This is a genomic window from Saccharothrix carnea, assembly GCF_003014735.1.
GTDB lineage: Bacteria > Actinomycetota > Actinomycetes > Mycobacteriales > Pseudonocardiaceae > Actinosynnema > Actinosynnema carneum.
Genome location: NZ_PYAX01000008.1, coordinates 227,091 through 252,853, shown reverse-complemented (window position 1 = coordinate 252,853; position 25,763 = coordinate 227,091). Strand labels below are relative to the sequence as shown.

Below are 25,763 nucleotides of genomic sequence, written 5' to 3'. Positions count from 1 at the left end.
ACCACCTAGAGCACCTTCGCGAGGAACTGCTGCGTGCGTTGCTGTCGCGGATTGTCCAGCACCTGGTCCGGCGGCCCGGTCTCGACCACCGCGCCGTCGACCAGGAACACCACCGAGTCGGCCACCTGCCGGGCGAACCCGATCTCGTGCGTGACCACGATCATGGTCATGCCGTCGCGGGCGAGGTCCGCCATCACGTCCAGCACCTCGCCGACCAGCTCCGGGTCCAGCGCGGAGGTCGGCTCGTCGAACAGCATCAGCTTCGGCTTCATCGCCAGCGCCCGCGCGATCGCCACCCGTTGCTGCTGGCCTCCGGACAGCTGGTGCGGGTAGGAGTCGGCCTTGTCCGCCAGCCCCACCCGGTCGAGCAACGCCCGCGCCTCGTCCAACGCCGTCCGGCGAGGCGTCCGCAGCACGTGCACCGGCCCTTCGGCGACGTTCTCCACCGCCGTGCGGTGCGGGAACAGGTTGAACCGCTGGAACACCATGCCGATGCCCCGCCGCTGCCGCGCCACCTCCCGTTCGCGCAGCTCGAACAGCTTCCCGCCGCGCGAGGTGAACCCGACCGCCTGCCCGTCGACCCAGATCCGGCCCGCGTCGATGGTCTCCAGGTGGTTCACGCAGCGCAGGAACGTCGACTTGCCCGCACCGGACGGCCCGAGCAGGCACACGACCTGTCCGGCCTCCACCGAGAGGTCGATCCCCCTGAGCACCTCAACGGACCCGAACGACTTCCGCACGCCCACCGACCGCACCAGGCTCACCGGGCCACCCCCTTGCCGTAGTGACGCTCCAGGAAGTGCTGCCCGACGCTCGCCACGCTGACCACGACCATGTACCACGCGGCGGCGGCCAGCAGCGTCTCCATGATCTGCAGGTTGCGCGAGGCGATGTTGTTGGCCGCGTGGATCAGCTCCAGGAACCCGATGACCGACGCCATGGACGTGCCCTTGAGCATGTTGATGAAGTTGTTGCCGGTCGGCGGGATGATCACCCGCATGGCCTGCGGCAGCACGACCCGCCGCAACGTGGTCGCCGGCGTCATGCCGATCGCCTTGGCCGCTTCGACCTGGCCGTGGTCCACGCTGTTCAGCCCCGCGCGCACGATCTCGGCCATGTACGCGCTCTCGTTGAGCCCCAACCCGAGCAACGCCGCCACGAACGCCGTCACCAGGACGTTGGTCTTCTCCTCGAACAGCCCGAACACGGAGATGTTCTCGAACACCAGCGCGAGGTTGAACCACAGCAGGATCTGCAGCAGCACCGGCAGGCCGCGGAACAGCCACACGTACCCGGCGGCGAACCAGCGGGCGACCGGGTTGGCCGACCGGCGCAGCAGCGCGATCAGCACGCCGAGCACGATCGCGCCCGCCTGCGCGGCCAACGCCAGCAGGACCGTGTTGACCAGGCCGCGCAGCATGATGTCGTGGGTGAAGAACCCCGGCACCGCGGCGTAGTCGATCTTCGCGTCGGCCAGCGCCCAACCCAGCGCGCCGAGGACCGCCAGGATGACCGCGCCACCGACCCAACGCCCCCAGTGCCGCAGCGGGACCACCACCAACTCGTCCCCACCCGCACCGACCGCACCCTCACTGACCGCAGGCCCGCCGACCGGGCCGTCACCGACCGGGCGCTCACCGACCGCGGGCTCGCCGGGCCTGTGCTCACCGGCCATTGACGGTCGCCTTCGTCACTGCACCCTGCTCGACGTCCCAGGCTTCGAGGATCTTGCCGTACGTGCCATCGTCGATGAGCGCTTGCAATGCCTTCTGCAACGCTGCGGTCAGTTCCGGGTTGTCCTTGTCGACCCCGATGCCGTACGGGCCGCCGTTGATCGGCGCCAGGTCCACGACCTCGAAGAACTCGCCGTCACCCGCGGTCTTGGCGACGTAGACGGCGGTGGGCAGGTCGTTGAGGATGGCGGCGACGCGGCCGGTGCGCAGCTGGTTCTGGTTCTGCGTGTCGCTGTCGGTGGCGGTCACCCCGATGGAGTCGCCGGACAGGCACGTGAACTCCTTCGCGTAGGTCTCCTGGCTGGAGCCCAGGTTGACCGCGACGGACTTGCCGCACAGGTCGTCCGGGCTCTTGATGCCCGCCGGGTTCCCCTTCTGCACCATGATCGTGATGCCGGAGGTGAAGTAGTCGACGAAGTCGATCGCCTGCTGCCGTTCCGGGGTGTCGTTCATCGCGGCCATGGTCACGTCGATCCGGCCCGCCTGGAGGCTCGTGATGAGCGAGCCGAACGCCATGTCCTGGTGCTCGACGGCCAGCCCGAGCTTCTTCGCGACCGCCTTGACCAGGTCGACCTCGGAGCCGACCGGGGTCTTGCCGTCGGCGGCGTAGAAGTTGTTCGGCGGGTTCTGGATGTTCGAGCCGACGCGCAGCTCACCCGCCTGCGTGATGGCGGCCGGCAGGGACGCGGCGAGGGCGTCGTCCTTGGTGACCGCCTCGACGATCGCGGAGGTCGACGGCAGGTCGTCGGCGGGCGCGCCCGGTGGTTGGTCGGCGGGTGAACCGCACGCCACCAGCGCGAACAGGGTCAGGGCGAGGGCTGCGGTCCTGCGCACCGGGACACACCTCCTGCGTTCGGGTGAATCGCAAACTACAACGTTCTGTTGAAGGCGTCCACACGTCGTTGAAGCCATCCGGAGGGAATTGTCGCGGTGTCGGCACCGTTGGTCTGGGTACAAGGGGGCAACCCCCATGTCCACAGCAAGGAGGACCTATGGCCACCGTGGAGCTGACCGCGGAGAACTTCGACGAGGTTGTCGGCGGCTCCGAGATGGTCCTGGTCGACTTCTGGGCGGGTTGGTGCGGCCCGTGCGTCCAGTTCGCCCCGACCTACGAGAAGTCCGCCCAGAAGCACACGGACATCGTGTTCGGCAAGGTCGACACCGAGGCGCAGCAGCAGCTCGCCGCGGCGTTCCAGATCCGGTCGATCCCGACCCTGATGATCGTGCGCGACGGCGTCGTGCTCTACGCGCAGCCGGGCGCACTGCCCGAGTCGGCGCTGGAAGACCTGATCGACCAGGCCCGCAAGGTCGACATGGACGAGGTGCGCAAGCAGGTCGCCGAGCAGAACGCCTGACACCGCGGCCGGCCCGCGCGGGTCAGTCCATCGCCGCCGTGTCGCGGGGCGGGGCCACCGGGTCCCGCCCCTCGGGCTGCCCCTGTTCCATCCGCCTGCCCCGCTCCAGCTCCGCGTCCAGCTCGGCGCCGAGCAGCAGGGCCAGGTTCGAGATCCACAGCCACACCAGGAAGACGATCACACCGGCCAGTGAGCCGTAGGTCTTGTTGTAGGACCCGAAGTTCGCCACGTAGAACGCGAAGCCCAGCGACGCGGCGACCCAGACCACCACGGTCAGCAGGCCTCCCGGCGTGATCCACAGGAAGCTGGGCTGCCGCACGTTCGGCGAGGCCCAGAACAACAGGCCGATCGCCAGGCTCGCGAGCACGAACAGCACCGGCCACTTGGCGATGTCCCAGACCGTCACGAAGGTCGAGCCCAGCCCGAGCACCTCGCCCAGCCACTCGGCCACTCCCCCGGTGAGCGTCACGCCGAGCGCGGTGAGCGCCAGCAGCACCACCACGCCGATGGTCAGGCCCAACCGCAGCGGGATGACCTTCCAGAACGGCCTGCCCTCCTCGACGTCGTAGATCGAGTTGGACGCGCGCATGAACGCGCCCACGTACCCCGAGGCCGACCAGAGCGCCGTCACCAGGCCGACGATCGCCAGCAAGCCGCTGGCCTGCGACTTCTGCAGGTTCTCCAGCGCGCCCGCGATCGTGTCCTTCGCCTCGCCCGGCCCGAGGGCGTCCAGGCTGTCCACAATGGACTTCGTCGCGTCCGGGCCGAGCAGCCCCAGCAGCGCCGTCAACAGCAGCAGGCCGGGGAACAGCGACAGCACCGCGTAGTAGGTGAGGGCGGCCGCCCAGTCGGTGAGGTTGTCGTCGTTGAATTCCTTGACCGTCCTCTTGAGCACGGCCCACCAGGAGCGCTTCGGCAGTTGAGTGGGTGCCTGCGGTGCGTGCGCCATGGGCGACGGGTTTCCCCCGAACACCGTGCGTACACCACCGCGTTTTCGGGTAGTCGGAGGGCGAGTGGAGAGAGGAGACGGCCATGAGTCACGTCGCCGCCACCCGCGCGGCTGACCGGGGCACCGATCGGGTTACCGGCCCCATCGCGGACCGGGTCACCGACCGCAGTGCCGACCGCGTCACCGAGCGGGAGCCGTCCACCGCGGAACTGGTGAACAGGCTGTCCGACCAGGTGAGCAGGCTGGCCAGGGACGAGATCCGGCTGGCCGTGGCCGAGATGCGCACGAAGGGCAAGCGCGTCGGCACCGGCGCCGGGCTGCTCGGCGGCGCGGGCGTGCTGGCCTGGTTCGGCCTGATGACGGTGCTCGCGGGGCTGGTGCTGCTGCTGGCCACCGTCATGCCGGCGTGGATCGCGGCGTTCGTCGTCGCGGTGGCCGTGTTCGGCGTCGCGGGCGTGCTCGCGCTGGTCGGCCGCAAGCAGATTCGACGCGGCACCCCGCCGGTGCCGGAAGAGGCCATGGCGAGCGTCAAGCAGGACATCGCCACCGTGAGTGAGAGGGCGCACCGATGAGCGGCAAGGACGGCCCCACCGACCCGGACGAGCTGCGCGCCGATGTGGAGCAGACCAGGCGTGAGCTCGGTGACACCGTGGAAGCGCTGGTGCACAAGACCGATGTGCCCGGACGGGTGAAGGACAAGGCACACGAAGGAGTGGATCAGGTGAAGGAGACCGCTACGCGGGCCAACGCGGCGGTGTCGGCGGCTGCGGGCAAGACCACCGCCAAGATCAGCGAGGTGACCGACAAGGCGGGCGAGCAGGTCGGCAAGGCGGGCGCGGCGGCCAACGCGGCCGGTGCGGCGGTCGGCGAGAAGGCCGCCGCGATCGGCGAGAAGGCGGGCGCGATCGGCGAGAAGGCGGGCGCCGTGGCGACCCAGGTCGGGCACAAGGCCGGTGAGGTGGCCGGACAGGTCGGTCACAAGGCGAGCGAGGTCGCCGGGCAGGTGAGCAACAAGGCCGGTGAGGTCGCGGGGCAGGTCAGCCAGAAGGCGGGCGTGGTCGCCGAGCAGGTCGGCACGAAGGCCGCGCAGGCGGTCGAGTCGCTGCCGCCGCCCGTGCAGGAGCGCGTCGAGCAGGGCGTGCAGCAGGCCCGCAAGCACCCGGCGGCGGTCGCGGCCGGTGTCGCGGCGGTCGTGCTGGTGCTGTGGAAGCTCCTGCGGAGGGGGCGGTGAACGTGAACAAGCTCCTCTACCGGCCGCTCGGCATGCTGTTCGGCGTGCTCGGCGGTCTGGCCGCCAGCGCGTTGTTCGGGCAGGTGTGGAAGCTGATCACCGGCACCAAGGAGGCGCCGACCCCGACCCAGAAGGACCGCAGCTGGGGTGAGGTGCTGCTGGCGGCGTCCGTCCAGGGCGCGATCTTCGGCCTGGTGAAGGCCGCGATCGACCGTGGTGGCGCCACCGGCTACGACAAGCTCACCGGCGAATGGCCCGGTGACACGAACAAGTACGACGGCGACTGACGTCCTGCCGGTCAGGCCCGCCGGCGCCCTGCTTCAAGGGCGCCTCGGGTGCCTCGGCCGCCTCAGGACGGCGGTTCGTCCTCCCGCCCGCGCCGCTCGTCCTCGTCGAGGAACTGCTCCACGTCCACGTCGAGGTCGGGCGGCTCGGGCGTGCCGGGCGAGTGCGGCGGGTCCGGGTTGATGTGCTGGTCCGGGTCGTTCGGGTCGCCTTCGAGCGGGTGTTCGGTCATGTGGTCGAGGTACCCGCCGACGCGTCCGGCTGAACCGCGCTGGAGAACCTCGGCGTGCGCTTCTCCAGGAACGCCGCCACGCCCTCCGCGTACTCCGGGCTGTGCACGGCCTCGTCGTACAGCGCGCGCACCGCGTCGTCCTCGTCGTGCTGCCCGTCGGTGATCCGGTTGACGATCTGCTTCGCGCCGCGGACGCTGACCTGCGCCCGTGCCGCGATGGTCTCCGAGAGCTGCTTGACCCTGGCCTCCAGGGCGTCGGCCGGGTGCACCTCGTTGACCAGGCCGATGCGCAGCGCGGTGGCCGCGTCGATGATCTCGCCGCTGAACAGGATCTGCTTGGCCCAGGCGGGGCCGACCACGTCGACCAGCTGCTTGGTGGACGTGAAGTTGTAGACGATGCCGAGCTTGGCGGGCGTGATGCCGAACCGGGCGTCGGCCGCCGCCACCCGCAGGTCGCAGGCCAGCGCGATCTCGCAGCCGCCGCCGATGCAGAAGCCGGTGATGGCGGCGATGGTGGGCTTGCCGAGGGTGGCGATGGCGCGTTCGCCGTTGTGCACGGCCTCGCCGTACCTCGCCGCGCCGTCCGCGCCCTTGCGGAGGGTGGAGAACTCGCTGATGTCCGCGCCGGCGGAGAAGTGCTCGCCACCCCGGACGACCAGCACGCGCACCGCGTCGTCGTCCCGCACCGCGGCGAGGAGGCCGGGCAGTGCCGACCACATGTCGTAGCTCATGGCGTTGCGCTTGGCCGGGCGGTCGATGGTGAGCGTGGCCACCGGGCCTGCGGTGTCGAGCCTCAGCGTCATTACCGGAGGGTAAATCCTCGCCGCCGGTGGCCGGGCGTAACCGCCCTCACACTCACCCGAGCAGCCAGAACGCCGTGCCGCCGACGCCAACACCTCGGTCACCACCCGCGCCACCCCAAGATCCACACCCCGCCCCAACCTCCGCGTGTCCTACCTCCAGACCGCGCGTGTCGAACGCTCAGGTCCCGCGTGTCGAACGCTCAGGTACCCCGAATCCAACGCTCAGGACAGCGAGCCGTGTTCTGAGTGTTGAATTCGGGTGTCCTGAGTGTTCGACAAGGTGGTCCTGGAGGTTCGACACGCGGGACCTGGAGGTTCGACTCGCGGGGGGTTAGCGGTAGGAGTTGCGGAGGTAGGTCAGGCTGAAGGTGCCGCGGTTGGCGAAGTAGGCGGAGACGAGGTAGGCCGGGTCGGTGGCGAGGAGGCCGCGCTGGAGGTCGGCGCCGTCGTTGCCGTCGTCCCAGCCCCAGGCACTGTTTGCGGCGTTGTTCTTGCCGTTGTCGCCGAGGAACGTGCCCCAGCCCGCGAACGTCGCCGCGCTGTTGCGCTGCGCCCACAACCCACCCGCCGCGAACGTGTCCACCAGCCGGTAGCCCACCGAACGGTCGTTCCCGCCGGACGGCACCTCACCGGTCGCGCTCGGCACGTACACCACGCCGTCGCCACCGGGGAACTCCGCGCCGTTCCACGCGTACAGCCCGTGGCCCTTGGCCTCCTGGCGCGTGGTCGGCCGGGTGCCCTGGAGCCGCAGCGTCCCGTCGATGCTCTCCCGCCCGGACGTGAACGTGCTCCCGGCGGGCACGTACGAGTAGAAGTCGCTGTGCGCCACCGTGATCACGGCCTCGAGCTTGCCGAACGTCGAGCCGTCCTTGCGCACGGTCGCCAGCAGGCCCTCCATGTCGTTCTCGTGCGTGAACTGCTCGAACGGGTCGGCGAAGTCCTCCCAGTCACGCGGGTGGTAGAAGCTGTAGACCAGGAACCAGTGCGTCGAGGTCTCCACCACCGAGTAGTACGCGGCACCGGTGAGCCGGGCCGACGAGTCGTCCTGCGCCTCCCAGTTGTCCAGGGTGTTCCACTCGCCGTCGAAGTCCACAGTGGACAGGTAGTCGGCGTCGTAGTCGGACGAGTCGGTGTCCTGGTAGTGCACCGGCGCCCAGTGGAACGCGAGCTCGGCGTCGGTCACCGCGTGCGCGGGCGTGGTCAAGAGAACAGAGAGCGACACCGCGGCGAACAAAGAAGCAGCGATCTTGCGGGCAGGGGACATGCTCCACCTCCGTCAGGGTTGCCCGTCGGAGCCAACGGGCCGCGCTGAACCCTGGGGTGAAGAGGTGGTCAACACAAGGGGTGGATCAGGTGATCATTACCGGCGAGGTGTGGCTTGGTCTCGGGAAAGCTTCGGAACACCGCAGGGCGGACCGGGGTGGTGGAAGTGCCCCGGTCCGCCCCGGCCTCAGGCGCGTTCCGGAGGGCTGATCAGCGACTCCGGGATGGCCGAGTCCTTCGTGCCCCACTTGTCCAGGATCCGCGCGTAGGTCCCGGACCCGATGAGCGAGTTCACCGCCGCCTGGAACGCGGGCGCCAGGGGCGAGCCCTTCGGCAACGCGAAACCGACGTCCAAGCGCTTGAACTCGCCCAGGAACCTCAGGTTCGGCTGGTTCGCCGCCGCGTACCGCAACCCGTTGATCGTGCTCATCACCACGTCGATGTGACGTTGCTGCAACCCGAGGTAGATCGCCGCGTTCTCGGAGAAGCTGAGCACCTCGTACGCCGGTTTCCCCGCCTCACCGCAGACGTGCTTCTCCCGCTCCAACGTCGCCTCGAACGTCGTGCCCGCGCCCGTGCCGACCTTCAACCCGCACAACGCCACCAGGCTGTCCACCCGCGGCACGCGCGTGTCGTCCGCGCGCACCGCGAAACCCTGACCGTCGTTGATGTAGGTGACGAAGTCGATCGTCTGCTTCCGCGCCTCGGTCACGCCGAAGTTGCCGGTGCCGACGTCGTACTTGCCGCCGGCCAACGACGGCAGGATCGTCTCGAAGCTCGCGACCTCCCGCTCGATGCGCAACCCCAAGAGCTTCGCCACCGCCTCGGACACGTCGACGTCCAGGCCGAGCACCGTCCTGTTGTCGTCCGCGTAGTACGCCGACGGCGGCTGCCCGCCCACCGACGAACCGAACTTCACCACCCCCGCCGCACGCACCTCGGGTGGCAGCAGCGCGGCGATCGAATCGTCCTTCGCCAACCCCGACAGCACGTCCACCGCCGGCCGCACCCCCGACACCGGTGGGTCGACCGCGTCCGCGGGCACCGCGCACCCCGAGACCACGAGCGCGAGTACGGCGGTCAGCATCAACAGGCATCGTGCGCGCACGGGGTTACTCCAGGTCCTTCTCGAACGGCAGGTGGGCGTAGGTGAGCGGGTCGGCGGTCACGTCGAACAGCGGCGTGTAGCCCGTGGCCAGGTACAGCGCCCGCGCCTCCGGCTGCCGCGGGCCGGTGGTCAGGTAGAGGCGCGAGTAGCCGAGCTCGACGGCGTCACGTTCGAGCTCGGCGAGCACCCGCCGGGCCAGCCCGCGCCGCCGGTGCCGCGAGTGCGTCCAGATCCGCTTCAGCTCCGCGGTGCGCTCGTCGTACCGCATGAACGCACCGCCCGCCACCGCCGCACCACTCTCGAACAGCAGCACCAACGTGCCGTGCGGCGGCGCGAAGACAGCCGGGTCGTACCGCGTCAGCTCGCCGCGCGCCACCTCACCGTAGCGGGACACGTACTCGTGCGTCAGCTCGTCCTTCAACGGCGCCGTGGCGGGGTCCTCCCAGCGGACCCGGCGGGCGACGAGGGTTTCCGAGGTCGTCACGCGGTCAGCCGTCCACCGTGATCTCACGGGCCTCAGGCACCGCGGCGGCACGTTCCCGGTCGCGCTTGGCGACTTCCTCGCGCACGATCGGGATCACGTGGCGGCCGAAGTCGATGGTGTCGTTGACCATGTCGTAGCCGCGCGCGGACAGGATCTCCACGCCGAGGTCGTAGTAGTCCAGCAACGCCTGCGCGACGGTCTCCGGCGTGCCGACCAGCGCGTTGGAGTTGCCCGCTCCACCGGTCGCGGCGGCGGTCGGCGTCCACAGGGCGCGGTCGAAGCGCTCGCCGCGGTCGGCGATCTCCAGCAGGCGCTGCGAGCCCGTGTTCTCCGGGTTGGTCAGGGAGTGCCTGAGCGTCAACGGGTTCACTCCCCCGGTGCGGGACTTGATCGCGTCCACCGTCCGGTAGGCCTTCTCCCAGGCCAGTTCCTCCGTCGCGCCGAGGATCGGGCGGAACGCCACCTGGATGCGCGGCACGTCCGTGCGGCCCGCCTCCCGGGCGGCCTGCTTGACCGACTCGATCTGCGCGGCCGTGTCCGCCAGCGGCTCGCCCCACAGGCAGAAGATGTCCGCTACCGCGCCACCCGCCCGGTACGCGGCGGGCGACGAGCCGCCGAACGACACGCGCGGCCGGGGTCGCTGCACGGGGAACACGTCGCTCACGAAGTCGGCGAACCTGTAGTGCGCGCCCTCGTGGTCGAACGGTTCCCGTGACGTCCAGGCCTTCTTGACGATCCGGATGTACTCCTCGGTGCGCGAGTACCGCTCGTCCTTGGTCAGGTAGTCGCCTTCGCGCTGCTGCTCGTGGTCGGTGCCGCCGGTGATGAAGTGCACCGTCAGCCTGCCGTCGCTGATCTGGTCCAGCGTGGCGAACGTCTTGGCGGCGAACGTCGGGTACGACACGTTCGGCCGGTGCGCCAACAGGATCTGGAGCTTGTCCAGCTTGGTGGCGACGTACGCGGCGGCCTGCGCCGGCTCCGGCGAGGCCGAGCCGTAGGCGAACAGGACTCGGTCCCAGCCGTGCTCTTCGTGCGCACGGGCCAGCCGCAGGGTGTAGTCCTTGTCGAACGACAGGCCGCTGCGCGGGTGCGTCTCGGAACCGTCGTTGGTGCCGCCGATCCCCAGGAACTCAACAGGCACGTCAGTACCTTCCGTCAGGAGGGAGAAGACGCCGACGCGCACACGACGTTGAGGGAGACGCGCGGGGTCGACGTGAAGAGAGGAAAGCGGAACGCGGCGTCGGCGTTGACGAGAGGTGTCGGCGTTGGCGGAGGCGCCAGCGATGACGGGAAGTGTCAGCGTTGACGGGAAGCGTCAGCGTTGACAGGAGGCGGACCACACCCGACCGAAGTCGATGTGGCCGCGGATGACCAGCCGCGTGGTTTCCACGATCACAGTGGAACAGCGGCGCCGGTCGTCGTCAACGGCGGTCCGAAGCGCGTCCAGATACCGGAATGCCTTGACGTGCCTCGTCGACGCGCGCTTACGATCACCGCGCGCGGCGTTGAGGGACGCGGCCGATTGTCGTGATCCCTCCTGCTCTGGAGCAGCCGATGAGCGCGTCCACCCTCTCCTCGCCGCCGCGGTCCGACGACCCCGTCGAGATCGTCCCGCTCCGCCGCCCCTGGCGCCTGGTCTCCGCCGCGCTCGTGCTCGCCGCGCTGGGTGTGGTGCTGTGGTCGGCGGCGACCAACGAGCAGTTCCAGTGGCACGTGGTCGTCCGGTACTTCGCCACGGACGCCGTGCTGCGCGGTCTGGGGCTGACGTTGTGGCTGACCGCGCTGACGGTGGTGCTCGGCTTCGTGATCGGCGGGGTGCTGGCCGTCATGCGGCTGTCCGGCAACCCGGTGCTGGTGGGCGTGAGCTGGGGTTACGTCTGGCTGTTCCGGTCGGTGCCGCTCTTGGTGCAGCTGCTGTTCTGGTTCAACTTCGGCGCGCTGTACCCGGCGTTGTCCGGCGCCACCCCGGTGATCGGCCCGATGACGTCGGTGATCATCGGGTTGGTGCTGCACGAGGCCGCTTACGCCGCCGAGATCGTGCGCGGCGGGATCCTGTCGGTGGACTCCGGGCAGCGTGAAGCGGCGGCGGCGCTGGGTCTGCGCCGTTGGCGGGTGCTGCGCCGGATCGTGCTGCCGCAGGCGATGCGGTCGATCGTCCCGGCCGGCGGCAACCTGCTCATCGGCACGTTGAAGGGCACGTCGATCGTGAGCGTGCTGGCCGTGCAGGACCTGCTGTACTCGGTGCAGCTCATCTACAACCGCAACTACCTGATCATCCCGTTGTTGCTGGTCGCGACCCTGTGGTACGTCATCGTCACCAGCCTGCTCAGCGTCGGTCAGCACTACGTCGAGCGCCACTACGGGCGCGGCGCGCGATGAGCGTCGTCGTGCTGGTGGGGGCGGGTCCCCGTGCGTCGGGGATCCTGGAACGCCTCGGTGCGAACGCGCCCGAGCTGTTCGACGGGCCGTTGGAGGTGCACCTGGTCGACCCGTTCGCGGCCGGGTCTGGGCGGGTGTGGCGGCACGAGCAGTCGCCGTTGCTGCGGATGAACTCGATGGCCGAGGACGTGACGATGTTCACCGACTCGTCGGTGACGTGCGAGGGTCCGATCCGGCCCGGGCCGTCGTTGGCGGAGTGGGCCGCGTCTGGTCTGTCCGATGTGGAGGCTGAGCCGTCCGTGCGGGCGGAGGTCGAGGCGGTGGAGCCGACGACGTTCCCGAGCAGGCGGGTGCAGGGCGCGTACCTGAAGTGGTTCCACGAGCGGGCGGTGTCGTCGTTGCCGGGCGGGAGTTCGGTGTCGGTGCACCGGACGAAGGTCGTGCGGATCTCCGGGTCGGCGCGGGTCCGGCAGCGGGTCTGGCTCGCCGACCGGGCCGAGCCGTTGGTGGCGGACGTGGTCGTGCTCGTGTTGGGGCACCTGGACACGGTGGTCGGGCCTGAACATCGGGAACTCGCCGAGTACGCGGCCGCGCACGGCTTGACGTACCTGCCGCCGGACTACACGGCCGACACGGACCTGTCGGTGGTTCCGGGTGGTGAGGACATCGTCGTGCGGGGCATGGGGTTGGCGTTCATCGACCTCGCGGTGCTGCTCGGTGAAGGCCGGGGTGGGCGGTTCGTGCGGGTCGACGGTTGCTTGCACTACGTCCCTTCGGGTCGGGAACCGCGGCTGCACGTCGGTTCCCGCCGTGGCACGCCGTACCACTCGAAGACCGGGTACCGGTTGCGCGGTGAGCCGCCGGAGCCGCCGCGGTTCTTCGTCGCGTCGAAGGTGTTGGCGCGTCCGGGTGACGTCGACTTCAGGCGGCACGCGTGGCCGTTGATGGCCAAGGAGATCGCGTACGGGCACTACCGCGAGCTGTTCACCGGGCACCCTGGGCGGGTGCGGCAGTCGTGGGCGGAGTTCTCGGCGCGGTTCGCCCAGTTGGACTGGTACAGCGAAGAGATGCGGGCGTTGGAGCGGGCGGCTGTTCCTCTGGTGGGCGATCGCATCGACTTCGAGCGGCTGGACCGACCCATCGACGGAGTGTCGTTTGCGTCGAGTGAGGAGTTCCAAGGATTTCTGCGTGATCATGTTACGGACGATGTGGCTCGGCGTTCGGATTCGGCGTACAGCGCGGACCTGGGTGCGTTCCTGGGGTTGTTGGGGGTGTACGGGCAGTTCGCGGTGCTGTCGGCGTCGGGACGTCTGCGAGGTGATGACGGGTGGTGGCACGGGTTCTTCAGCTCGATCGCGAGCGGGCCGCCGCCGGATCGGTTGGAGGAGTTGCTGGCGTTGTCGCGGGCGGGGGTGGTGCGGTTCCTCGGGGCTGATACGTGGGTTCGGGCGCGGGATGGGGTTTTCCTGGCTGGGAGTCGGAGTGTGCCGACGCACGTCGTGCGTGCGACGGGGTTGGTTGAGGCGCGTTTGCCTGTCCACACGTTGGAGCACACGGCCGATGAGTTGTTGAAGTCGATGGTGGCGGGTGGGGATGTGACGGATGTCGACGGCTTGGTGCTGGTTGATCCGTCCGATAGTCGGATCGTGGATGTTACTGGGGTGCCGCACGCGCGGCGGTTTGCGGTGGGGCCTTATACGACGCGCAAGGCGTATGCGGCTTTTGCGCGGCCCAATACGAATGCGCCGAACTTTCGGCAGAGTGATGAGGTGGCGCGGGCGGTGTTGCGCTTTTTGGCGGGGGCAGGGGTGGGGGTGGCGGATAAGTCGGTGGTTCGGTCCGGCTCGATTTGACATGGGCCCCTTACGGGTACTCCAGGCAGGCCGAAGCCGGCAGGCCCGGCGGGGAAGAGCGTCCCGCCGGACCTGCCGGCTTCGAGCAGCCTGAAGTGCCCGAACCCCATGTGAAATCGGGCCTTTGTGGGCTGGCTCCGGGTCCGATGTGGGCACGTGGGGATGTGGCGGAGGTCCGCAGGATCAGCCGGACTTGGGCAGCCCTGGGGGGTTGATCTCGCTTTGCTCGACGGCTTCGTCGGCCAGGCCCCAGCGGTCGAGGACTTCGGTGTACTTGCCGGTGGCGATCAGGTGGTTGATGGCTTCGGCGATCGGTTCGGCCAGGCCGCTGCCCTTCTTGGTGGTTGCGGCGATCTTGCCGACGGTCGTGCCGCCGCCGGAGAACGTGCCGATCACTTCGGTCTTGCCCGAGGTGGCGACGTGGTAGGCGGAGGTGGGGTTGGGGCCGAGGAAGGCGTCGAGGCGGCCCGACTCCAGCGCCAGGTAGTAGTCGCCGGCGTTCTGGAAGTACTTGATGTCGGTGGCGGGCAGGCCGCTGGCCTCGTTGGACCTGCTCCATTCGAGGAGGATCTTCTCCTGGTTGGTGCCCGAGCCGACGCCGATGACCTTTCCGGCCACGTCCTCGGGCTTGGTCACCCGCCACGTGCCGCCCTTCTTCGCCTCGAACGCCAGCGTGTCCAGCCGGTACGTGGCGAAGTCGTACTTCTCCTTGCGCTCCTCGGTCACCGTGATGTTGGACAGGCCCACCGGGTACGCGCCGCTGTCCAAGCCGATGAACAGGTTCTCCCACGACGTGGTCTCCAGCTGCGCCTCCAGGCCCAGCACGCCGGCGATCAGCACCGCCAGGTCGGTCTCGACACCGATCGGAGTCTTGTCGTCGGTGGCGTAGAAGCGCAGCGGTGGCGTGGTGTTGGTCGCGCCGCCGACGACGAGCTTTCCGTCGGCGCGGAACTGTTCGGGGACCTTCGCGGCTATGGCGTCAACCTTGGCGGCGGTGATTCGTTGCTGGTCCGGGCCGAGGTTCACGGTCTTGCCGGCGGCGACGACCTGGTTCTCGGTCGTGCCGTCGTCTGCGCCGGCTCCGCAGGCCACCAGAGAGAGGGTGGCGGTGAGTGCGGCGGCGATCTTTCTGACGGACAACGGTTCTCCCTCTGGTTCAGAGCACTTTGGACAGGAAGGCGCGGGTTCGGGGGTGTTGCGGGTCGTCCAGCACTTGTGCGGGTGGGCCTTGTTCGACCACGACACCGGCGTCCATGAAGACCACGGAGTCGGCCACGTCCCGGGCGAACCCGATCTCGTGGGTGACGACGATCATCGTGGTGCCGCTGCGGGCCAGGTCCCGGATCACGTCCAGCACCTCGCCGACGAGTTCCGGGTCCAGTGCGGAGGTCGGCTCGTCGAACAGCAAGACCTTCGGTTCCAGGGCCAGGGCGCGGGCGATCGCCACGCGTTGTTGTTGACCGCCGGAGAGGTGACGCGGGTAGGCGTTCTCCTTGTCGGACAGGCCGACCCGGGCGAGCAGGCGACGGGCCTGCGCGTGTGCCTCGGCCCTTGGTTTCCGGCCGGTCGAGATCGGGGCTTCCACGATGTTCTCCACCACGGTGAGGTGCGGGAACAGGTTGAAGTTCTGGAACACGAAGCCGACGTGGGCGCGTTGCCGGAGGATCTCGCGCTCGCGCAGCTCGTAGAGCTTGTCGCCGCGGCGGCGGTAGCCGATCAGGTCGCCGTCGATGCTCACCAGGCCCCGGTCGGTCTTCTCCAGGTGGTTGATCGTGCGCAGCAGGGTCGACTTGCCCGAGCCGGACGGCCCGAGCACGACCACCACCTCGCCCGTGCCGACCCGCAGGTCGACGCCGCGCAACACCTCGTTGTCGCCGAAGCTCTTGTGGACGCCGCGGACGTCCACCATCACCTTCACCTCGCCCATTTCCACCCGTCCTCGTTCCTGGTCGCGCCCTTGGCGTAGTGCTTCTCGACGTAGTGCTGCACGATGGACAGCAAGGTGGTCAGCGCGATGTACCAGGCGGTGGCGACCATGAGCAGCGCGACCACCCGCGCGTTGCGGCCGTAGATCACCTGGACCTGGTAGAACAGCTCGCCGATGGCCACGACGGAGACCACGGACGTGCCTTTGAACAGGCTGATCACCTCGTTGGTCGCGTTGGGCAGGATCGAGCGCATGGCCTGCGGCAGCACGATCCGGCGCAGCTGGCGCGACCGGGGGATGCCGAGCGCGGCGGCGGCTTCGAGCTGGCCGTGGTCGACCGAGATCACCCCGGACCTCACGATCTCCGCCGCGTAGGCCGCTTGGTGCAGCGCGAGGCCGAGCACGGCGGCGCCCATCGGGCTGATCAGGTCCTTGGTCTGGAAGCCGAAGAACGTCGGACCGAACGGGATGCCGAAGTTCAGCTCTTCGTAGAGGTAGGAGATGTTGAACCAGAACAGCAGTTGCACGATCAGCGGGATCGAGCGGAAGGCCCAGACGTAGGTCCAGCTCACCGTTTCCAGGAAGCGGCTGCGGGACAGGCGCATCAGGGCCAGCACGATGCCGAGGGCGAAGCCGAGGACGGTGCCGTAGAGCGTCAGCTCCAGGGTGATCACGACGGCGTTCAGGATGGACTTCGCGGTCACGAAGCGGGCGAACGTGGCCCAGTCCCAGCCAGGGTTGGTCACCAGGCCGTGGACGAACTGGGCCAGGAGCACGAGCACAACGGCAATCCCCACCCACCGCCACGGGTGGCGGGCGGGGACGACCTTGGGCGCCGGTGAGTCGAGGGCACGCGGGCGTGGTCGCGCGGACACGCTCATTGGCGAAGTCCTTCCGGGTGAATGTCACTGAGGTCGGCCGGGTTCGGCTGGGTTCGGGTGCGGTCGGCTGGACTCGGGGTGCGGTCAGAGGGCGCGAAGGCAGGCCGGTCACCGGGTCGGTGAGCCGGTGGTGTGGTGGGCCGCTGGACCGGTGTGTGGGGCCGGTCGGTGGGCGGAGCGGGCCCGTGGTGTTGCGGGCCCGCGCGGGAAAGTGCAGGTCAGCTGGTGTGGGTGTGGTGGTGCGGTTGGTGCGGAGGGGCGGGGTCGCGGAGGGCGGGCCGGTGGCTGCGGCTGCGTTGGGTTGGCGGCGCCGGGTCGGCTGTGGTGGGGGTTGGTTGCCCTGTTGGTTCAGTGGCAGTGGGTCTGTGCCTTTTGGGCGGCGGAAACGTAGCTACTTCGCCGGCGCACGAACAAGGGTGCCCACGTGCTGAACGCTGTGGTCAGGTGGTTGACAAAACGTCTTGGTCACCTGAAGTGAGTGATGGTCGGTCCACTGAGGAATGTCGTGGTCCGACGGATCAGGCGTTGGTGTGCCAGGAATCGAGGGCTCGGTGGCACGCTGCGCGTTCCGCGTCGTCGGAGGTTGAGGACAGACGCGCTCGGACGGCCGGGAGGAGGGCGTCGGCGTGGGCGCTCATGGCGAGGAGGACTTCGTCCAGCGGGGGTGGGGTCCACGGGCGGTGGCGGGGTCGGGTCGGCAGGCCGAGGCGAGGGCCGGTCAGCCTCTGCTGCAACGGTTGCACGGCGCGTTGGTCACCGAGGAGGGCGAGTGCGGCCAGGGCGGCGTCGGCGGCGGGGAGGTAGAGGTCCCGGGCGGCGAGGGCGAGGTCGTCGGCGAACGGGGTGAGAGTGTCGGCGGATCGTGCGCCGGTGGAGGCGAGGAGGGTGGCGGCGAGGCGGCGGTTTTCCGGTTCGTCGTCGGGTAGGCGGTCGGCGATCAGTGGCAAGAGGTTCGTGTCGGTGGTGCTGGTGTCGTCGGCGAGCAGTGGGGCGGACGACCACAGTGCTCCGGTGCGGATGTCGGGGTCCGGGTGATCCAGCAGGTGTGCCACCAGGGTGCGGCGGACGGCGTGGTCGTCGGCCAGCTCGCGGTTGAGCCACCAGACGACGGCCGATGGGCGTGGGCTGCCCACGCACCACGTGTCCGCCCAGGCCGACACGTCCGCGAAACCGTTCAGCAGTAGCCGTGCGTCGGGCGTGATCCCCAGTCGCCGCAACCCCACGGACGCAGCGAGCCGCACGGTCGGGTCCGGGAGCAGGCCGGTGAACCAGTCGTGTGCGTCCGGTTCCGCGTGGTGGCCGATCGCGACGACCAGGCCGAGTCGGGCCGCGTGGTCGGGTTCGGCCTTGAAGCGGTCGCGCAGATGAGGCCACACCTCATGGCCGACCGCGTGCGCCAGTGGGAAGGTGACCACTCGCCGGACCTCGACGTCCGGGTCGGCGAGCAGGTGGAGCAGGCGCGGCACGGCCGCCGCCCAGGCCTGTGGCCAGGCTTCGTCCACGGCGGTCGGTTCGGCGGTGCGGGCGGCGTGCGCGAGGTCGCCGATGGTTTCCACGATCGCGCGGCGCACCGTGACGGTGGGGTCCTCGGCCAGGTCGAGCAGCGCGGGCAGGAGGGCGGGCGCGGCGGAGTGCACGACCTCGCCGTTGTGGTAGACGTTCGCGTTCAGCTCGCCGATCGCGGCCGGTGCCGTCACCGGGTCGTGGACCTGCGCCAACAGGTCGGGCACGTCGGTCGCCGGCCCGTAGGCGTGCTCAAGCTGCTCCCACACCCGCCGCACCCTAGACCGGGACACCACGCCCCGGCACCTGCAATCCGGCGGCGCCGGAGGTCAAGCGTCGGGGAACATCCGCGTCATGCCCGGTGGCGGGGTGAACGGACGCCAGCGGTGGTGGCGCTGGGACAGGCGGTCGGCGATCAGCCAGAGGACGGTGGCGTTGTAGCCGTAGCCCAGGTGGCTGGAGTTGACCGCGACGTTCTGCTGGCGCGCGTTGGGCGTGGAGATGCAGGTCTGCCAGGCCACGATGCCGTCCGACTTCGAGTAGACCGACGTCGACGGCACCGGGAACGGCGGGCGGGTGTGCTCCGGCGGTGGCAGGTCCGCGCCGGAGACGTAGAACATCGCGAGCAGCCGGTACACCGGGTTGACCCTGGTCTGACGCAGGTCGGTCATGGCGTACGGGCTGCCCAGGGTGATCACCTGGCGCACCATGCCGGGGTGTTCGCGCGCCAGTTCACGGGCGAAGATGCCGCCCAGCGACCAGCCGACGATGCTCACCTTGCCGCCGACTGCCAGCTCTCGCAGCAACTCCCGCATACCGCGCACGACCCCGACCGAAGGACCGATGTTCAGGCCAAGGCCCCAGCCGTGCACGTCGTATCCGAGGCCGGTGAGGAACTTGCGCAGCGTCGCGGTCGACGCGTCCGTCGCGCCGAGACCCGGCAACACCAGGACGGTGTGCCCGTCGCCGCTCGGAGCGGCGCGCAGCAGGGAACGCGTGGCCGCGAACTGGCCGATGGCGACTGCGGTGCGCGTCGGTTCGGTCAGGTACCAGAGCAGGCCGGGCGCCGGGCCCGGCTCCGCAGCCACGGTCGCGACTGCTGCCTCGACCCCAGGCCGCGCCACGGTGGCGGCTAGCGCCTCGGCCTCGGGCTCGGGCTCGGGCTCGACCACCGTTTCGGCCACCGGCCCGACGCCAGGCTCGGCGGTCGGTGGCTCGCGCCGGTCACGCTGGTCCGGCAGCCCGCGCAGGTCAGGATGGTCGGATGGGATGTGCGGCAGTGCTGACATGGCCCCTCCCCCGCTCCGCGTCGAGCGCGAGCCCCAGGTAACCATGATGTTTCGTGCCGGTTGATTCCGCCAGTACCCGTGAGTCTCGATTCTTGCGTGGTGCCGTATCAGGGCTGCTTCCGAGCCGCGCTGGACCGTTGGGACGGCACGGGCCTACGGTCGGTCGATGGATCGGATGAGCGCCATGGACGCGAGCTTCTTCTTCATCGAGGACGAGAACGTGCCCATGCACGTCGGGTCCGTGCTGGTGTTCGAAGGTCCGGCGCCGTCGTACGGCGACGTGGTGCGGTTGTTCGCGGCCAAGCTGGGCACCGTCCCGCGTTACCGGCAGCGGGTGCGAGCGCTTCCGCTGCACGTCGGCCGCCCGGTGTGGGTGGACGACGAGCACTTCCAGATCCTCTACCACGTCCGGCACACCGCCGTCCCGTCACCGGGCGCGGACGACCAGCTCCGAAACCTCGCCGGACGGCTCTTCGCGCAACGCCTCGACCTGGCCAAGCCGTTGTGGGAGGTCTGGTTGGTCGAGGGCCTCGAAGACGGCCGCTGGGCGATCATCTCCAAGGTCCACCACTGCCTGATCGACGGCATCGCGGGCAGTGACCTCATGCAGGTGCTGCTGGACTGGCGCGAGGACTCGCCACTGCCCGAGCCGGTGCGGTGGCAGCCCGCCACCAGCCCGTCGACCTTGGACCTCGTCGCGGACGGCGTCCGTGACGCGGTGTTGACGCCCGTCACGCACCTGGCCAAGTTCCCGGCGTTGGCCAAGCGATTGCGCAGCGGCACGGAGGTGCTCGACTTCGGCCGCGCGGTGCTGCGCAGCCTGCCGACGACCGCCCGCCGGCTCGCCGCCGGCACCCCGAAGACCTTGAACGGGCCGATCGGACCGCACCGGCGGTGGGTGTGGGCCCGGGCGAACCTCGCCGAGATCAAGACCGTTCGCCGGGTCACCGGTGGCACGGTCAACGACGTCATCCTCGCGGCGGTGACGCGTGGGTTCCGCGACCTGCTCGCCAAGCGCGACGACCTGGCCGAGGGTCAGGTGGTGCGCAGCATGGTGCCGGTGTCGATGCGCTCCTCCGCCGAGCGCGGTGTGCTGAACAACCGGGTCAGTGCCGTGTTGGTGAACCTCCCTGTCAGTGAGTCGGACCCGTTGGAGCGACTGGCGTCGATCCGGGAACAGATGGACGACCTCAAGAGCAGTCGTCAGGCAGCGGGCGCGGACGTGCTCACGAACCTCTCCAACTTCGCCGCCCCCACCCTGCTGGCGCTGGGTTCACGCACCGCCATGCGGTTCCCCCAGCAGCTGTTGCAGACGGTCACGACGAACGTTCCCGGCCCCCGCATCCCGTTGTTCATGCTGGGCAGGCGGCTGTCCGAGATCTACCCGTACGTGCCGATCGCCAGCACCATGCGCGTCAGTGTCGGCATCTTCTCCTATCTCGATCAGGTCACCTTCGGCATCAACGCGGACTTCGACGGCGTGCCGGACGTCCAAGTGCTCGCAGACGGCATCCGCGCGGGTTTCGACGAACTGATCACCTCGACCGCGGGCTGAGCGAATCGGCCGCAACCGCGCCCGCCAGCTCGACCGCCTCCGCCGCCGCCTCGCTGATCTTGGTCAGGGCCTTGGGATCCACGTACAGCTCCACGTCCTGACCGATCTTGAACACCACCGCACCCCCTCCCGGTTCCACCTCGTAGTTGATCCACACATCCCCTGGCACCTGCGCCCACAGGTGAATCTGCGCCCGACCCATCTCTGCCTCCCACACCCGGTCAACATCCCCTGCTACCATGGTGGCCAGAGTTGGTGATATCAGCAACCTACTTCACCCGATTGGGGCGGCATGGCCTTCACTTCACCCACCGTCGCGGCCTGGGAACTGGGATTGCGCCTGCGCGAGCGCCGCGAGCTCATGGACATCACGGCGGCTTCGGCGGCGAAAGCCATCCACACCGGCCAGTCGTTCGTGTCGGGTGTCGAGACCGGCCGCGTCAAGATCAACGCCCGCAAGCTGGCCGAACTCGCCGCCGTGCTGGACTTCGACGAGGACGAAGTCGGGGAACTGCAGCAACTCCGCGAGGCGGCGGGCAAACGCGCCTGGTGGAGCCCGTACTCCGCGATGTTCAGCGCCGAGGTGTTGAGGTACTTCGGCTTCGAGGCGGGCGCCGAGAGCATTCGCGCCTACAGCGCAGGCCTGATCACCAGCCTGCTCCAGACCGAGGACTACGCCATGGCCATCATGAACGGTGGCGCGCCGAGCATCCGGCTGGCCGAGGCGAACCGCCGGGTCGAGGTGAGGATGAAGCGGCAACAGCGGCTCGAGGGCGGGGACCCGATCCGGCTCACCACGGTGATCGCCGAGTCGGGCCTGCGGCAGATGGTCGGGGGCCGGGAGGTGATGGCGGCACAGCTCAGGCACCTGGCTGCCAAGATCGACCAACACCCGGACACGCTCGACGTGCGGATCGTGCCGTTCAGCGCCGACTACCACAACGCCATCGGCGGATCGACCTTCTACATCCTCGGTTTCGCGGGCGGCCGGCTACCCGACCTGGTGTGGCAGGAAACGGTGTCGACCACCGATCTGATCGATCAACCCATGCGGATCCGCGAGTACAGTCTGGCTCACAGCCAGGCCATGGATCACGCGCTCGACCGGAGTGAGTCGCTCCGCCTGATCGAGCAGATCGGCAAGGAGTTGGAGTGAGCCCGATCCACCGCACCGACTGGTTCAAGTCCAGTCGCAGCGCCGAGAACCCGGCCTGCGTCGAGGTCAGGTTCGTGCCCGAAGCGATCGACGTCCGCGACTCGAAGCACCCCGCGGGACCTGTGCTGTCCTTTCCGCGCTCTGCTTGGGCGAAGTTCGTCAGCCCTGGGTCGCCAGCCAGCCCTTGATCCGCTCGGCCACCAGTTCCGGCACCTCCAGCTGCGGCACGTGGCCGACGCCGTCCAGGACCTCGAAGCGCCACGACGGGTTGCGGCGGGCGGCTTCGCGAGCAGAGGCCACGGGGACCAGGCGGTCCTGGTCGCCGGACATCAGGTAGACCGGCACGCGCACCCGGTTCATCGCCGTGTAGTAGCGGCGCTTGGTCGCACCCGTCCACACGACCGACCGCGCCGCCGCCAGGAACGCCTCGTCCAGGCCCGGGATCTCGGCGCGCTGCTCCAGCAACGTCATCGAGGCCAGGACCATCTCCTCCGGCACGAGCTTCGCGTTCGCGCACACCAGGTTGAGCACCCGCTTCACCTGCCGTCGCGTCGACACCCCGGCCCGCGACTTCGCCAGGAACCACTGCCCCAGCCCCGGCACGGCGTACATCGCGAACGCGGCCGTCACCTGCGGGTCCAGCCGGACGCCGAACGGCAGCGGCACGGCCGGGTCCAGCAGGGCCAGCGCGGTCACCGTCGAGGGACGGCGGGCGGCGTGCAGGATCGCGATCATCCCGCCCATCGAGTTGCCGACGAGCACCACCGGCTCGCCGACCACCTCGGCGAGGAACCGTTCCAGCAGCCGCGCGTTGGCGGGCACCGTCGTGGCACGTCCCTCGGGGTGGGTGAGCCCGAACCCGGCCAGGTCGACGGCCAGCACGCGGTACCGGTCGACCAGGTGCGGCGCGAGCAGGCACCAGTTCAGGTGCGAGCCGCCCAGGCCGTGCACGAGCACCATCGGCGGGCCGTCGCCGCCGAAGTCGACGTAGTGCACCGGAGCGCCGTCGAGGTCGACGTGCCGGCTCGTCCCGCCCCAGTGGTCGAGTGTGGTCATACCGGTCAGTATGTGCCGGCCGCGTCCCCGCCCGGACGGGGGCCCGGAGTCACCTACTGTGGTGAACATGATCGTGTGGATCAACGGCGCGTTCGGCGCGGGCAAGACGACGTTGGCCGAGGAACTGGGTCGGCGGCTGCCGGACGCCCTGTCGTTCGACCCCGAGTACGTCGGCTACCTGCTGCGGAAGTGGGCTCCCCTGCCGGAGAGCGGCGACTTCCAGGACATGCCTCCGTGGCGCACGCTCACCGCCGAGTTCGCCGCGACCCTGCACCGGGAGTACGGGCAGCACCTGATCACACCCATGACCCTGGTCGAGACGGCCTACCGGGAGGAGATCTTCAAGCTCCTCGCCGCCGCGGACGTCCCCCTGCTGCACGTCTTCCTCGACGTGCCGCCGGACGAGCTGCGCCGCCGCATCAACGCCCAGGTCCTGGACCCGCACAACCTCCAGGCCGACGCCGACGCCCGCGCCTTCCGCCTCCGCAACGTCGACCGCTGCGTCGCCGCACGGAACACCCTGCCCGCCGACACGCTGGTCCTCCGGGGCGACCTGCACACCCCGGAGCAACTGGCGGACCAGGTCCTGGCCGCGCTCTAGGACGACGGCGGTCCGGCCGTGATCCGGGCGCGCACGGCGTCGACCGTGGTCTCCCAGTCGGACTCGATCCACCAGGTCGCGCCCGCGTCGGCCCACTCGTCGACGCTGGTCGCCTTGCCCTCGGCGATCACGTCGAAGCCGTCCCACGGCAGCCCGAGCGAGGTGCGGAACTCCCGTGCCTGCGCCACGACGGCCGCCAGTTCGGCCGGGTCCGCCGCACCGCGCGCCTCGCCGCCGTCGATCACGTTCGGCAGGAGGCCGTCCCACGCCACGGCACGCCGCATCGACCGGGCACGGCCGAACGCGCCCACCACCCACACCGGCACGCGAGGCCGCTGAACGGGCGGCGGAGGTGGGAAGAAGTCGGTTTCCCGCACGTCGTAGCGCTGTCCGCGGAACGAGAAGGGCCGGCCGCGCATCAGGCCGTCGTACACCGCCAGCCCCTCGTCCAGCAGCAACGCCCGCTCGGCCCGGCTGGTCCCGCGCTCGAACGCGGTCCAGCCGGGGTGCAGCGCGCCCAACCCCACCGACAGCTGCACGCGCCCGCCGGACAACCGGTCCAGCGTCGCCGCCTTGGACGCCACGTCCCACGGCTTGAACCGGGGCAGCGGCGTCAGCATCGTGCCCAGCCGCACCGACGACGTGCGCATCGCCGCCGCCGTCAACGCCACCCACGCGTCGACACCCCACACCGCCTCGGCCAGGAACACGCCGTCCCAGCCGCACTCCTCCGCCAACGCCGCGCACGACGCCACGTCCGGCGCGTCGAAGAACGGCAGCACGATCCCGCAACGCATGCCGGGCAGGGTCCCACACCTCGGCCGCGCGGGCTCAGCACGTCCCGCAGCTCGCGTCGTCGTTGAACGCGATGGGGCAGGACGGCGCGTGCGCGCAGGCGGCCAGGTCGTCGCAGCCGAGGTCGAGCGCGCTGAGCAGGGTGTCGCGAACGGTCTCCAGGTCCGCGATCCTGGCCTCCACCTCGGTGAGCTTGACCGCGACCCGGGCGGCCAAACCCGGTTCGCGGCGCCGGCGGCGGGCGTCGAGCAGGTCGGCGATCTCCTCCAGCGTGAACCCGAGCCGTTTCGCGGCCTTGATCATCCGCAGCACGGTGAGCGCTTCCGGCGGGTAGAGGCGGTGGCCGCCGGGCGTCCGCGCCGGTTCGGCCAGCAGGCCACGCCGTTCGTAGTAGCGCAACGTCTGGTGGTTCACCCCGGCGGCCTCGGCGAGCCTGCCGCTGCGCAGCCCGGTCACGCCGCCTCCCCCGCGCGCCGCTGCAGTGCGTCGAGCACGTCCACCTGCGCGTCCGTGACGGTGACGTCGAGCCGCACCTGTCCCGCCGACGCCACGACGGCGAACGTGAAGAACGAGCAGCACCGGGTCTCCCGCACGGCCAGCGCCGCCGCCCGTGCCGCCACCTCGGGCGTCGGGTCGAGGGCGATGCGCAGGTGGGTCGGGTCCGGGCGCTCCACGCCGGCCGACGACGTGCCGAACAGCTCGTCGAACTCCGCTTCCCGCAGCGGGCGTTCTGCGGTCGGCAGGGTGCACGCCGCCGGCGCCCACGTCATCAGAGGGTCGTCTGTGCTCATGTGCCCACGGTAAGCCCGTACCGCGGTACCGGTTTCAACCTCAGAACAGGGGTGTGAAGACGCACTCGAAGCCGGTCTTCTGACCTGGTCGCGGGGTGGAGGCCGTCCAGAACTCGCCGGGGCGCACGACGCCGCCGATGTAGGAGTTGAGGTCGCTGCTGGAGTCGGCGCAGCCGACGCTCACGGTAGGTGGGCTCTCGGGCCCGACCAGCAACCGCACGCGTGCCGTCCGCCCGCCGACGAAGTACACGGCCACGTAACCGAACGTCCTGGCCCGGTAGATCGTGTCCAGTGTCGCCTGGAAACGCGGCTCGCCGATGCCCGCCGCGGCGGCCCGTCCCTCCAACGACAGCAGGGCGCCGTCCGCGCGCTCGGCCAGCTCGTGCAGCCGCGCGTACCGCTCCTCGTCGTCGGACAGCTTGCCCAGCAGGCCGGTCAGCCGCTCGACGCGGCCTTCCAGCTCCAGGACCCTCGCGTACAGCGCTTCATCCCTCGTCCCGAACATGTCCTCACCCCGTTTCCGGGCGGGACGCT

Annotated in this window: 31 protein-coding genes; 10 read left to right on the top strand and 21 right to left on the bottom strand. The window is 69.8% G+C overall.

Annotated features, from left to right (window positions below; all coding sequences use genetic code 11):
• Positions 1-5 precede the first annotated feature (5 nt).
• From B0I31_RS24785 to B0I31_RS24775, 3 genes are read right to left on the bottom strand one after another with little or no spacing between them, the layout of a single operon-like run.
• The gene (locus B0I31_RS24785; protein ID WP_106617765.1) at positions 6-764 is read right to left on the bottom strand and encodes an amino acid ABC transporter ATP-binding protein; all 759 of its coding nucleotides are present in this window, start codon (positions 762-764) and stop codon (positions 6-8) included.
• The gene (locus B0I31_RS24780) at positions 761-1,675 is read right to left on the bottom strand and encodes an amino acid ABC transporter permease (protein ID WP_106617764.1); all 915 of its coding nucleotides are present in this window, start codon (positions 1,673-1,675) and stop codon (positions 761-763) included. Before B0I31_RS24780 ends, B0I31_RS24785 begins: the two co-directional genes overlap by 4 nt.
• Positions 1,665-2,567: an ABC transporter substrate-binding protein gene (locus B0I31_RS24775; RefSeq protein ID WP_425444395.1), complete on the bottom strand. Its 903-nt coding sequence runs from the start codon at positions 2,565-2,567 to the stop codon at positions 1,665-1,667. Before B0I31_RS24775 ends, B0I31_RS24780 begins: the two co-directional genes overlap by 11 nt.
• A 158-nt stretch (positions 2,568-2,725) precedes the next feature.
• Between B0I31_RS24775 and trxA the strand changes: the two genes are divergently transcribed.
• On the top strand, positions 2,726-3,088 hold the full coding sequence (gene trxA, locus B0I31_RS24770) for a thioredoxin (RefSeq protein WP_106617762.1): 363 nt from the start codon (positions 2,726-2,728) through the stop codon (positions 3,086-3,088).
• A gap of 22 nt (positions 3,089-3,110) precedes the next feature.
• Here trxA and B0I31_RS24765 read toward each other — a convergent pair whose 3' ends face one another.
• On the bottom strand, positions 3,111-4,037 hold the full coding sequence (locus B0I31_RS24765; RefSeq protein ID WP_106617761.1) for a YihY/virulence factor BrkB family protein: 927 nt from the start codon (positions 4,035-4,037) through the stop codon (positions 3,111-3,113).
• An 83-nt stretch (positions 4,038-4,120) separates the two neighbouring features.
• On the opposite strand from B0I31_RS24765, the gene B0I31_RS24760 reads away from it, so the two are divergent.
• Genes B0I31_RS24760 through B0I31_RS24750 form a run of 3 tightly spaced genes read left to right on the top strand, consistent with a single transcriptional unit; the run spans position 4,121 to position 5,555 of the window.
• Positions 4,121-4,609, top strand: coding sequence for a phage holin family protein (locus B0I31_RS24760; protein ID WP_106617760.1), 489 nt, complete (start codon positions 4,121-4,123; stop codon positions 4,607-4,609).
• Complete coding sequence (locus B0I31_RS24755; RefSeq protein WP_106617759.1) at positions 4,606-5,268, top strand: DUF3618 domain-containing protein; 663 nt, start codon at positions 4,606-4,608, stop codon at positions 5,266-5,268. The genes B0I31_RS24760 and B0I31_RS24755 overlap by 4 nt, the downstream gene beginning before the upstream one ends.
• Positions 5,265-5,555 (top strand): DUF4235 domain-containing protein, encoded by a 291-nt coding sequence (locus B0I31_RS24750; protein ID WP_425444394.1) that lies wholly within the window; start codon positions 5,265-5,267, stop codon positions 5,553-5,555. Before B0I31_RS24755 ends, B0I31_RS24750 begins: the two co-directional genes overlap by 4 nt.
• 62 nt (positions 5,556-5,617) lie before the next feature.
• Here B0I31_RS24750 and B0I31_RS40780 read toward each other — a convergent pair whose 3' ends face one another.
• The 6 genes from B0I31_RS40780 to B0I31_RS24725 all read right to left on the bottom strand — a co-directional run bounded on the left by B0I31_RS40780 (position 5,618) and on the right by B0I31_RS24725 (position 10,584).
• Positions 5,618-5,785: a hypothetical protein gene (locus tag B0I31_RS40780; protein ID WP_181320329.1), complete on the bottom strand. Its 168-nt coding sequence runs from the start codon at positions 5,783-5,785 to the stop codon at positions 5,618-5,620.
• Entirely contained in the window at positions 5,782-6,588 is an 807-nt protein-coding gene (locus B0I31_RS24745; RefSeq protein ID WP_106617758.1) for an enoyl-CoA hydratase/isomerase family protein, read from the bottom strand. Before B0I31_RS24745 ends, B0I31_RS40780 begins: the two co-directional genes overlap by 4 nt.
• Positions 6,589-6,919: 331 nt before the next feature.
• Positions 6,920-7,852, bottom strand: a complete 933-nt coding sequence (locus tag B0I31_RS24740) for a hypothetical protein (protein ID WP_106617757.1) — start codon at positions 7,850-7,852, stop codon at positions 6,920-6,922.
• A 186-nt stretch (positions 7,853-8,038) separates the two neighbouring features.
• Positions 8,039-8,938: an ABC transporter substrate-binding protein gene (locus B0I31_RS24735; RefSeq protein WP_106617756.1), complete on the bottom strand. Its 900-nt coding sequence runs from the start codon at positions 8,936-8,938 to the stop codon at positions 8,039-8,041.
• Positions 8,939-8,963: 25 nt separating this feature from the next.
• Positions 8,964-9,443, bottom strand: a complete 480-nt coding sequence (locus tag B0I31_RS24730; RefSeq protein ID WP_106617755.1) for a GNAT family N-acetyltransferase — start codon at positions 9,441-9,443, stop codon at positions 8,964-8,966.
• A 4-nt stretch (positions 9,444-9,447) separates the two neighbouring features.
• Complete coding sequence (locus tag B0I31_RS24725; RefSeq protein ID WP_106617754.1) at positions 9,448-10,584, bottom strand: LLM class flavin-dependent oxidoreductase; 1,137 nt, start codon at positions 10,582-10,584, stop codon at positions 9,448-9,450.
• A 413-nt stretch (positions 10,585-10,997) separates the two neighbouring features.
• Here B0I31_RS24725 and B0I31_RS24720 point away from each other — a divergent pair, with 413 nt between their 5' ends.
• Together B0I31_RS24720 and B0I31_RS24715 are read left to right on the top strand one after the other, a co-directional pair.
• Positions 10,998-11,822 (top strand): amino acid ABC transporter permease, encoded by an 825-nt coding sequence (locus tag B0I31_RS24720; protein ID WP_106617753.1) that lies wholly within the window; start codon positions 10,998-11,000, stop codon positions 11,820-11,822.
• Positions 11,819-13,675 (top strand): FAD/NAD(P)-binding protein, encoded by a 1,857-nt coding sequence (locus B0I31_RS24715; RefSeq protein ID WP_106617752.1) that lies wholly within the window; start codon positions 11,819-11,821, stop codon positions 13,673-13,675. The genes B0I31_RS24720 and B0I31_RS24715 overlap by 4 nt, the downstream gene beginning before the upstream one ends.
• Positions 13,676-13,858: 183 nt before the next feature.
• On the opposite strand, the gene B0I31_RS24710 is transcribed toward B0I31_RS24715, so the two are convergent.
• The 5 genes from B0I31_RS24710 to B0I31_RS24690 form a co-directional block, all read right to left on the bottom strand.
• On the bottom strand, positions 13,859-14,815 hold the full coding sequence (locus B0I31_RS24710; RefSeq protein ID WP_106617751.1) for an ABC transporter substrate-binding protein: 957 nt from the start codon (positions 14,813-14,815) through the stop codon (positions 13,859-13,861).
• Between the two features lie 16 nt (positions 14,816-14,831).
• A complete protein-coding gene (locus B0I31_RS24705; RefSeq protein ID WP_106617750.1) occupies positions 14,832-15,602 on the bottom strand; it encodes an amino acid ABC transporter ATP-binding protein in 771 nt (256 codons plus the stop codon).
• Entirely contained in the window at positions 15,590-16,483 is an 894-nt protein-coding gene (locus B0I31_RS24700) for an amino acid ABC transporter permease (RefSeq protein ID WP_106617749.1), read from the bottom strand. Before B0I31_RS24700 ends, B0I31_RS24705 begins: the two co-directional genes overlap by 13 nt.
• Positions 16,484-17,001: 518 nt before the next feature.
• Positions 17,002-18,255 (bottom strand): HEAT repeat domain-containing protein, encoded by a 1,254-nt coding sequence (locus tag B0I31_RS24695; protein WP_181320327.1) that lies wholly within the window; start codon positions 18,253-18,255, stop codon positions 17,002-17,004.
• Positions 18,256-18,315: 60 nt separating this feature from the next.
• Positions 18,316-19,275, bottom strand: a complete 960-nt coding sequence (locus B0I31_RS24690) for a lipase family alpha/beta hydrolase (RefSeq protein ID WP_181320325.1) — start codon at positions 19,273-19,275, stop codon at positions 18,316-18,318.
• Positions 19,276-19,441: 166 nt separating this feature from the next.
• On the opposite strand from B0I31_RS24690, the gene B0I31_RS24685 reads away from it, so the two are divergent.
• A complete protein-coding gene (locus B0I31_RS24685; RefSeq protein WP_106617747.1) occupies positions 19,442-20,830 on the top strand; it encodes a WS/DGAT/MGAT family O-acyltransferase in 1,389 nt (462 codons plus the stop codon).
• Here B0I31_RS24685 and B0I31_RS40080 read toward each other — a convergent pair.
• On the bottom strand, positions 20,811-21,032 hold the full coding sequence (locus tag B0I31_RS40080; protein ID WP_146173925.1) for a hypothetical protein: 222 nt from the start codon (positions 21,030-21,032) through the stop codon (positions 20,811-20,813). The genes B0I31_RS24685 and B0I31_RS40080 overlap by 20 nt on opposite strands.
• 90 nt (positions 21,033-21,122) lie before the next feature.
• Here B0I31_RS40080 and B0I31_RS24680 point away from each other — a divergent pair, with 90 nt between their 5' ends.
• Both B0I31_RS24680 and B0I31_RS24675 read left to right on the top strand, forming a co-directional pair.
• Positions 21,123-21,986, top strand: coding sequence for a helix-turn-helix domain-containing protein (locus B0I31_RS24680; protein ID WP_106617746.1), 864 nt, complete (start codon positions 21,123-21,125; stop codon positions 21,984-21,986).
• Positions 21,983-22,174, top strand: coding sequence for a DUF397 domain-containing protein (locus B0I31_RS24675; RefSeq protein ID WP_106617745.1), 192 nt, complete (start codon positions 21,983-21,985; stop codon positions 22,172-22,174). Before B0I31_RS24680 ends, B0I31_RS24675 begins: the two co-directional genes overlap by 4 nt.
• Here B0I31_RS24675 and B0I31_RS24670 read toward each other — a convergent pair.
• Positions 22,146-23,042, bottom strand: a complete 897-nt coding sequence (locus B0I31_RS24670; protein WP_106617744.1) for an alpha/beta fold hydrolase — start codon at positions 23,040-23,042, stop codon at positions 22,146-22,148. The two genes, B0I31_RS24675 and B0I31_RS24670, sit on opposite strands and share 29 nt — an antisense overlap.
• A 67-nt stretch (positions 23,043-23,109) precedes the next feature.
• On the opposite strand from B0I31_RS24670, the gene B0I31_RS24665 reads away from it, so the two are divergent.
• Positions 23,110-23,643: a P-loop nucleotide/nucleoside kinase family protein gene (locus tag B0I31_RS24665; RefSeq protein ID WP_106617931.1), complete on the top strand. Its 534-nt coding sequence runs from the start codon at positions 23,110-23,112 to the stop codon at positions 23,641-23,643.
• Here B0I31_RS24665 and B0I31_RS24660 read toward each other — a convergent pair.
• From B0I31_RS24660 to B0I31_RS24645, 4 genes are read right to left on the bottom strand one after another with little or no spacing between them, the layout of a single operon-like run.
• A complete protein-coding gene (locus B0I31_RS24660) occupies positions 23,640-24,440 on the bottom strand; it encodes an LLM class flavin-dependent oxidoreductase (RefSeq protein ID WP_106617743.1) in 801 nt (266 codons plus the stop codon). The two genes, B0I31_RS24665 and B0I31_RS24660, sit on opposite strands and share 4 nt — an antisense overlap.
• Positions 24,441-24,474: 34 nt before the next feature.
• A complete protein-coding gene (locus B0I31_RS24655) occupies positions 24,475-24,894 on the bottom strand; it encodes a MerR family transcriptional regulator (RefSeq protein ID WP_106617742.1) in 420 nt (139 codons plus the stop codon).
• Positions 24,891-25,229: a hypothetical protein gene (locus B0I31_RS24650; protein ID WP_106617741.1), complete on the bottom strand. Its 339-nt coding sequence runs from the start codon at positions 25,227-25,229 to the stop codon at positions 24,891-24,893. Before B0I31_RS24650 ends, B0I31_RS24655 begins: the two co-directional genes overlap by 4 nt.
• A gap of 40 nt (positions 25,230-25,269) precedes the next feature.
• Positions 25,270-25,734, bottom strand: coding sequence for a hypothetical protein (locus tag B0I31_RS24645; protein WP_106617740.1), 465 nt, complete (start codon positions 25,732-25,734; stop codon positions 25,270-25,272).
• Positions 25,735-25,763: the final 29 nt, after the last annotated feature.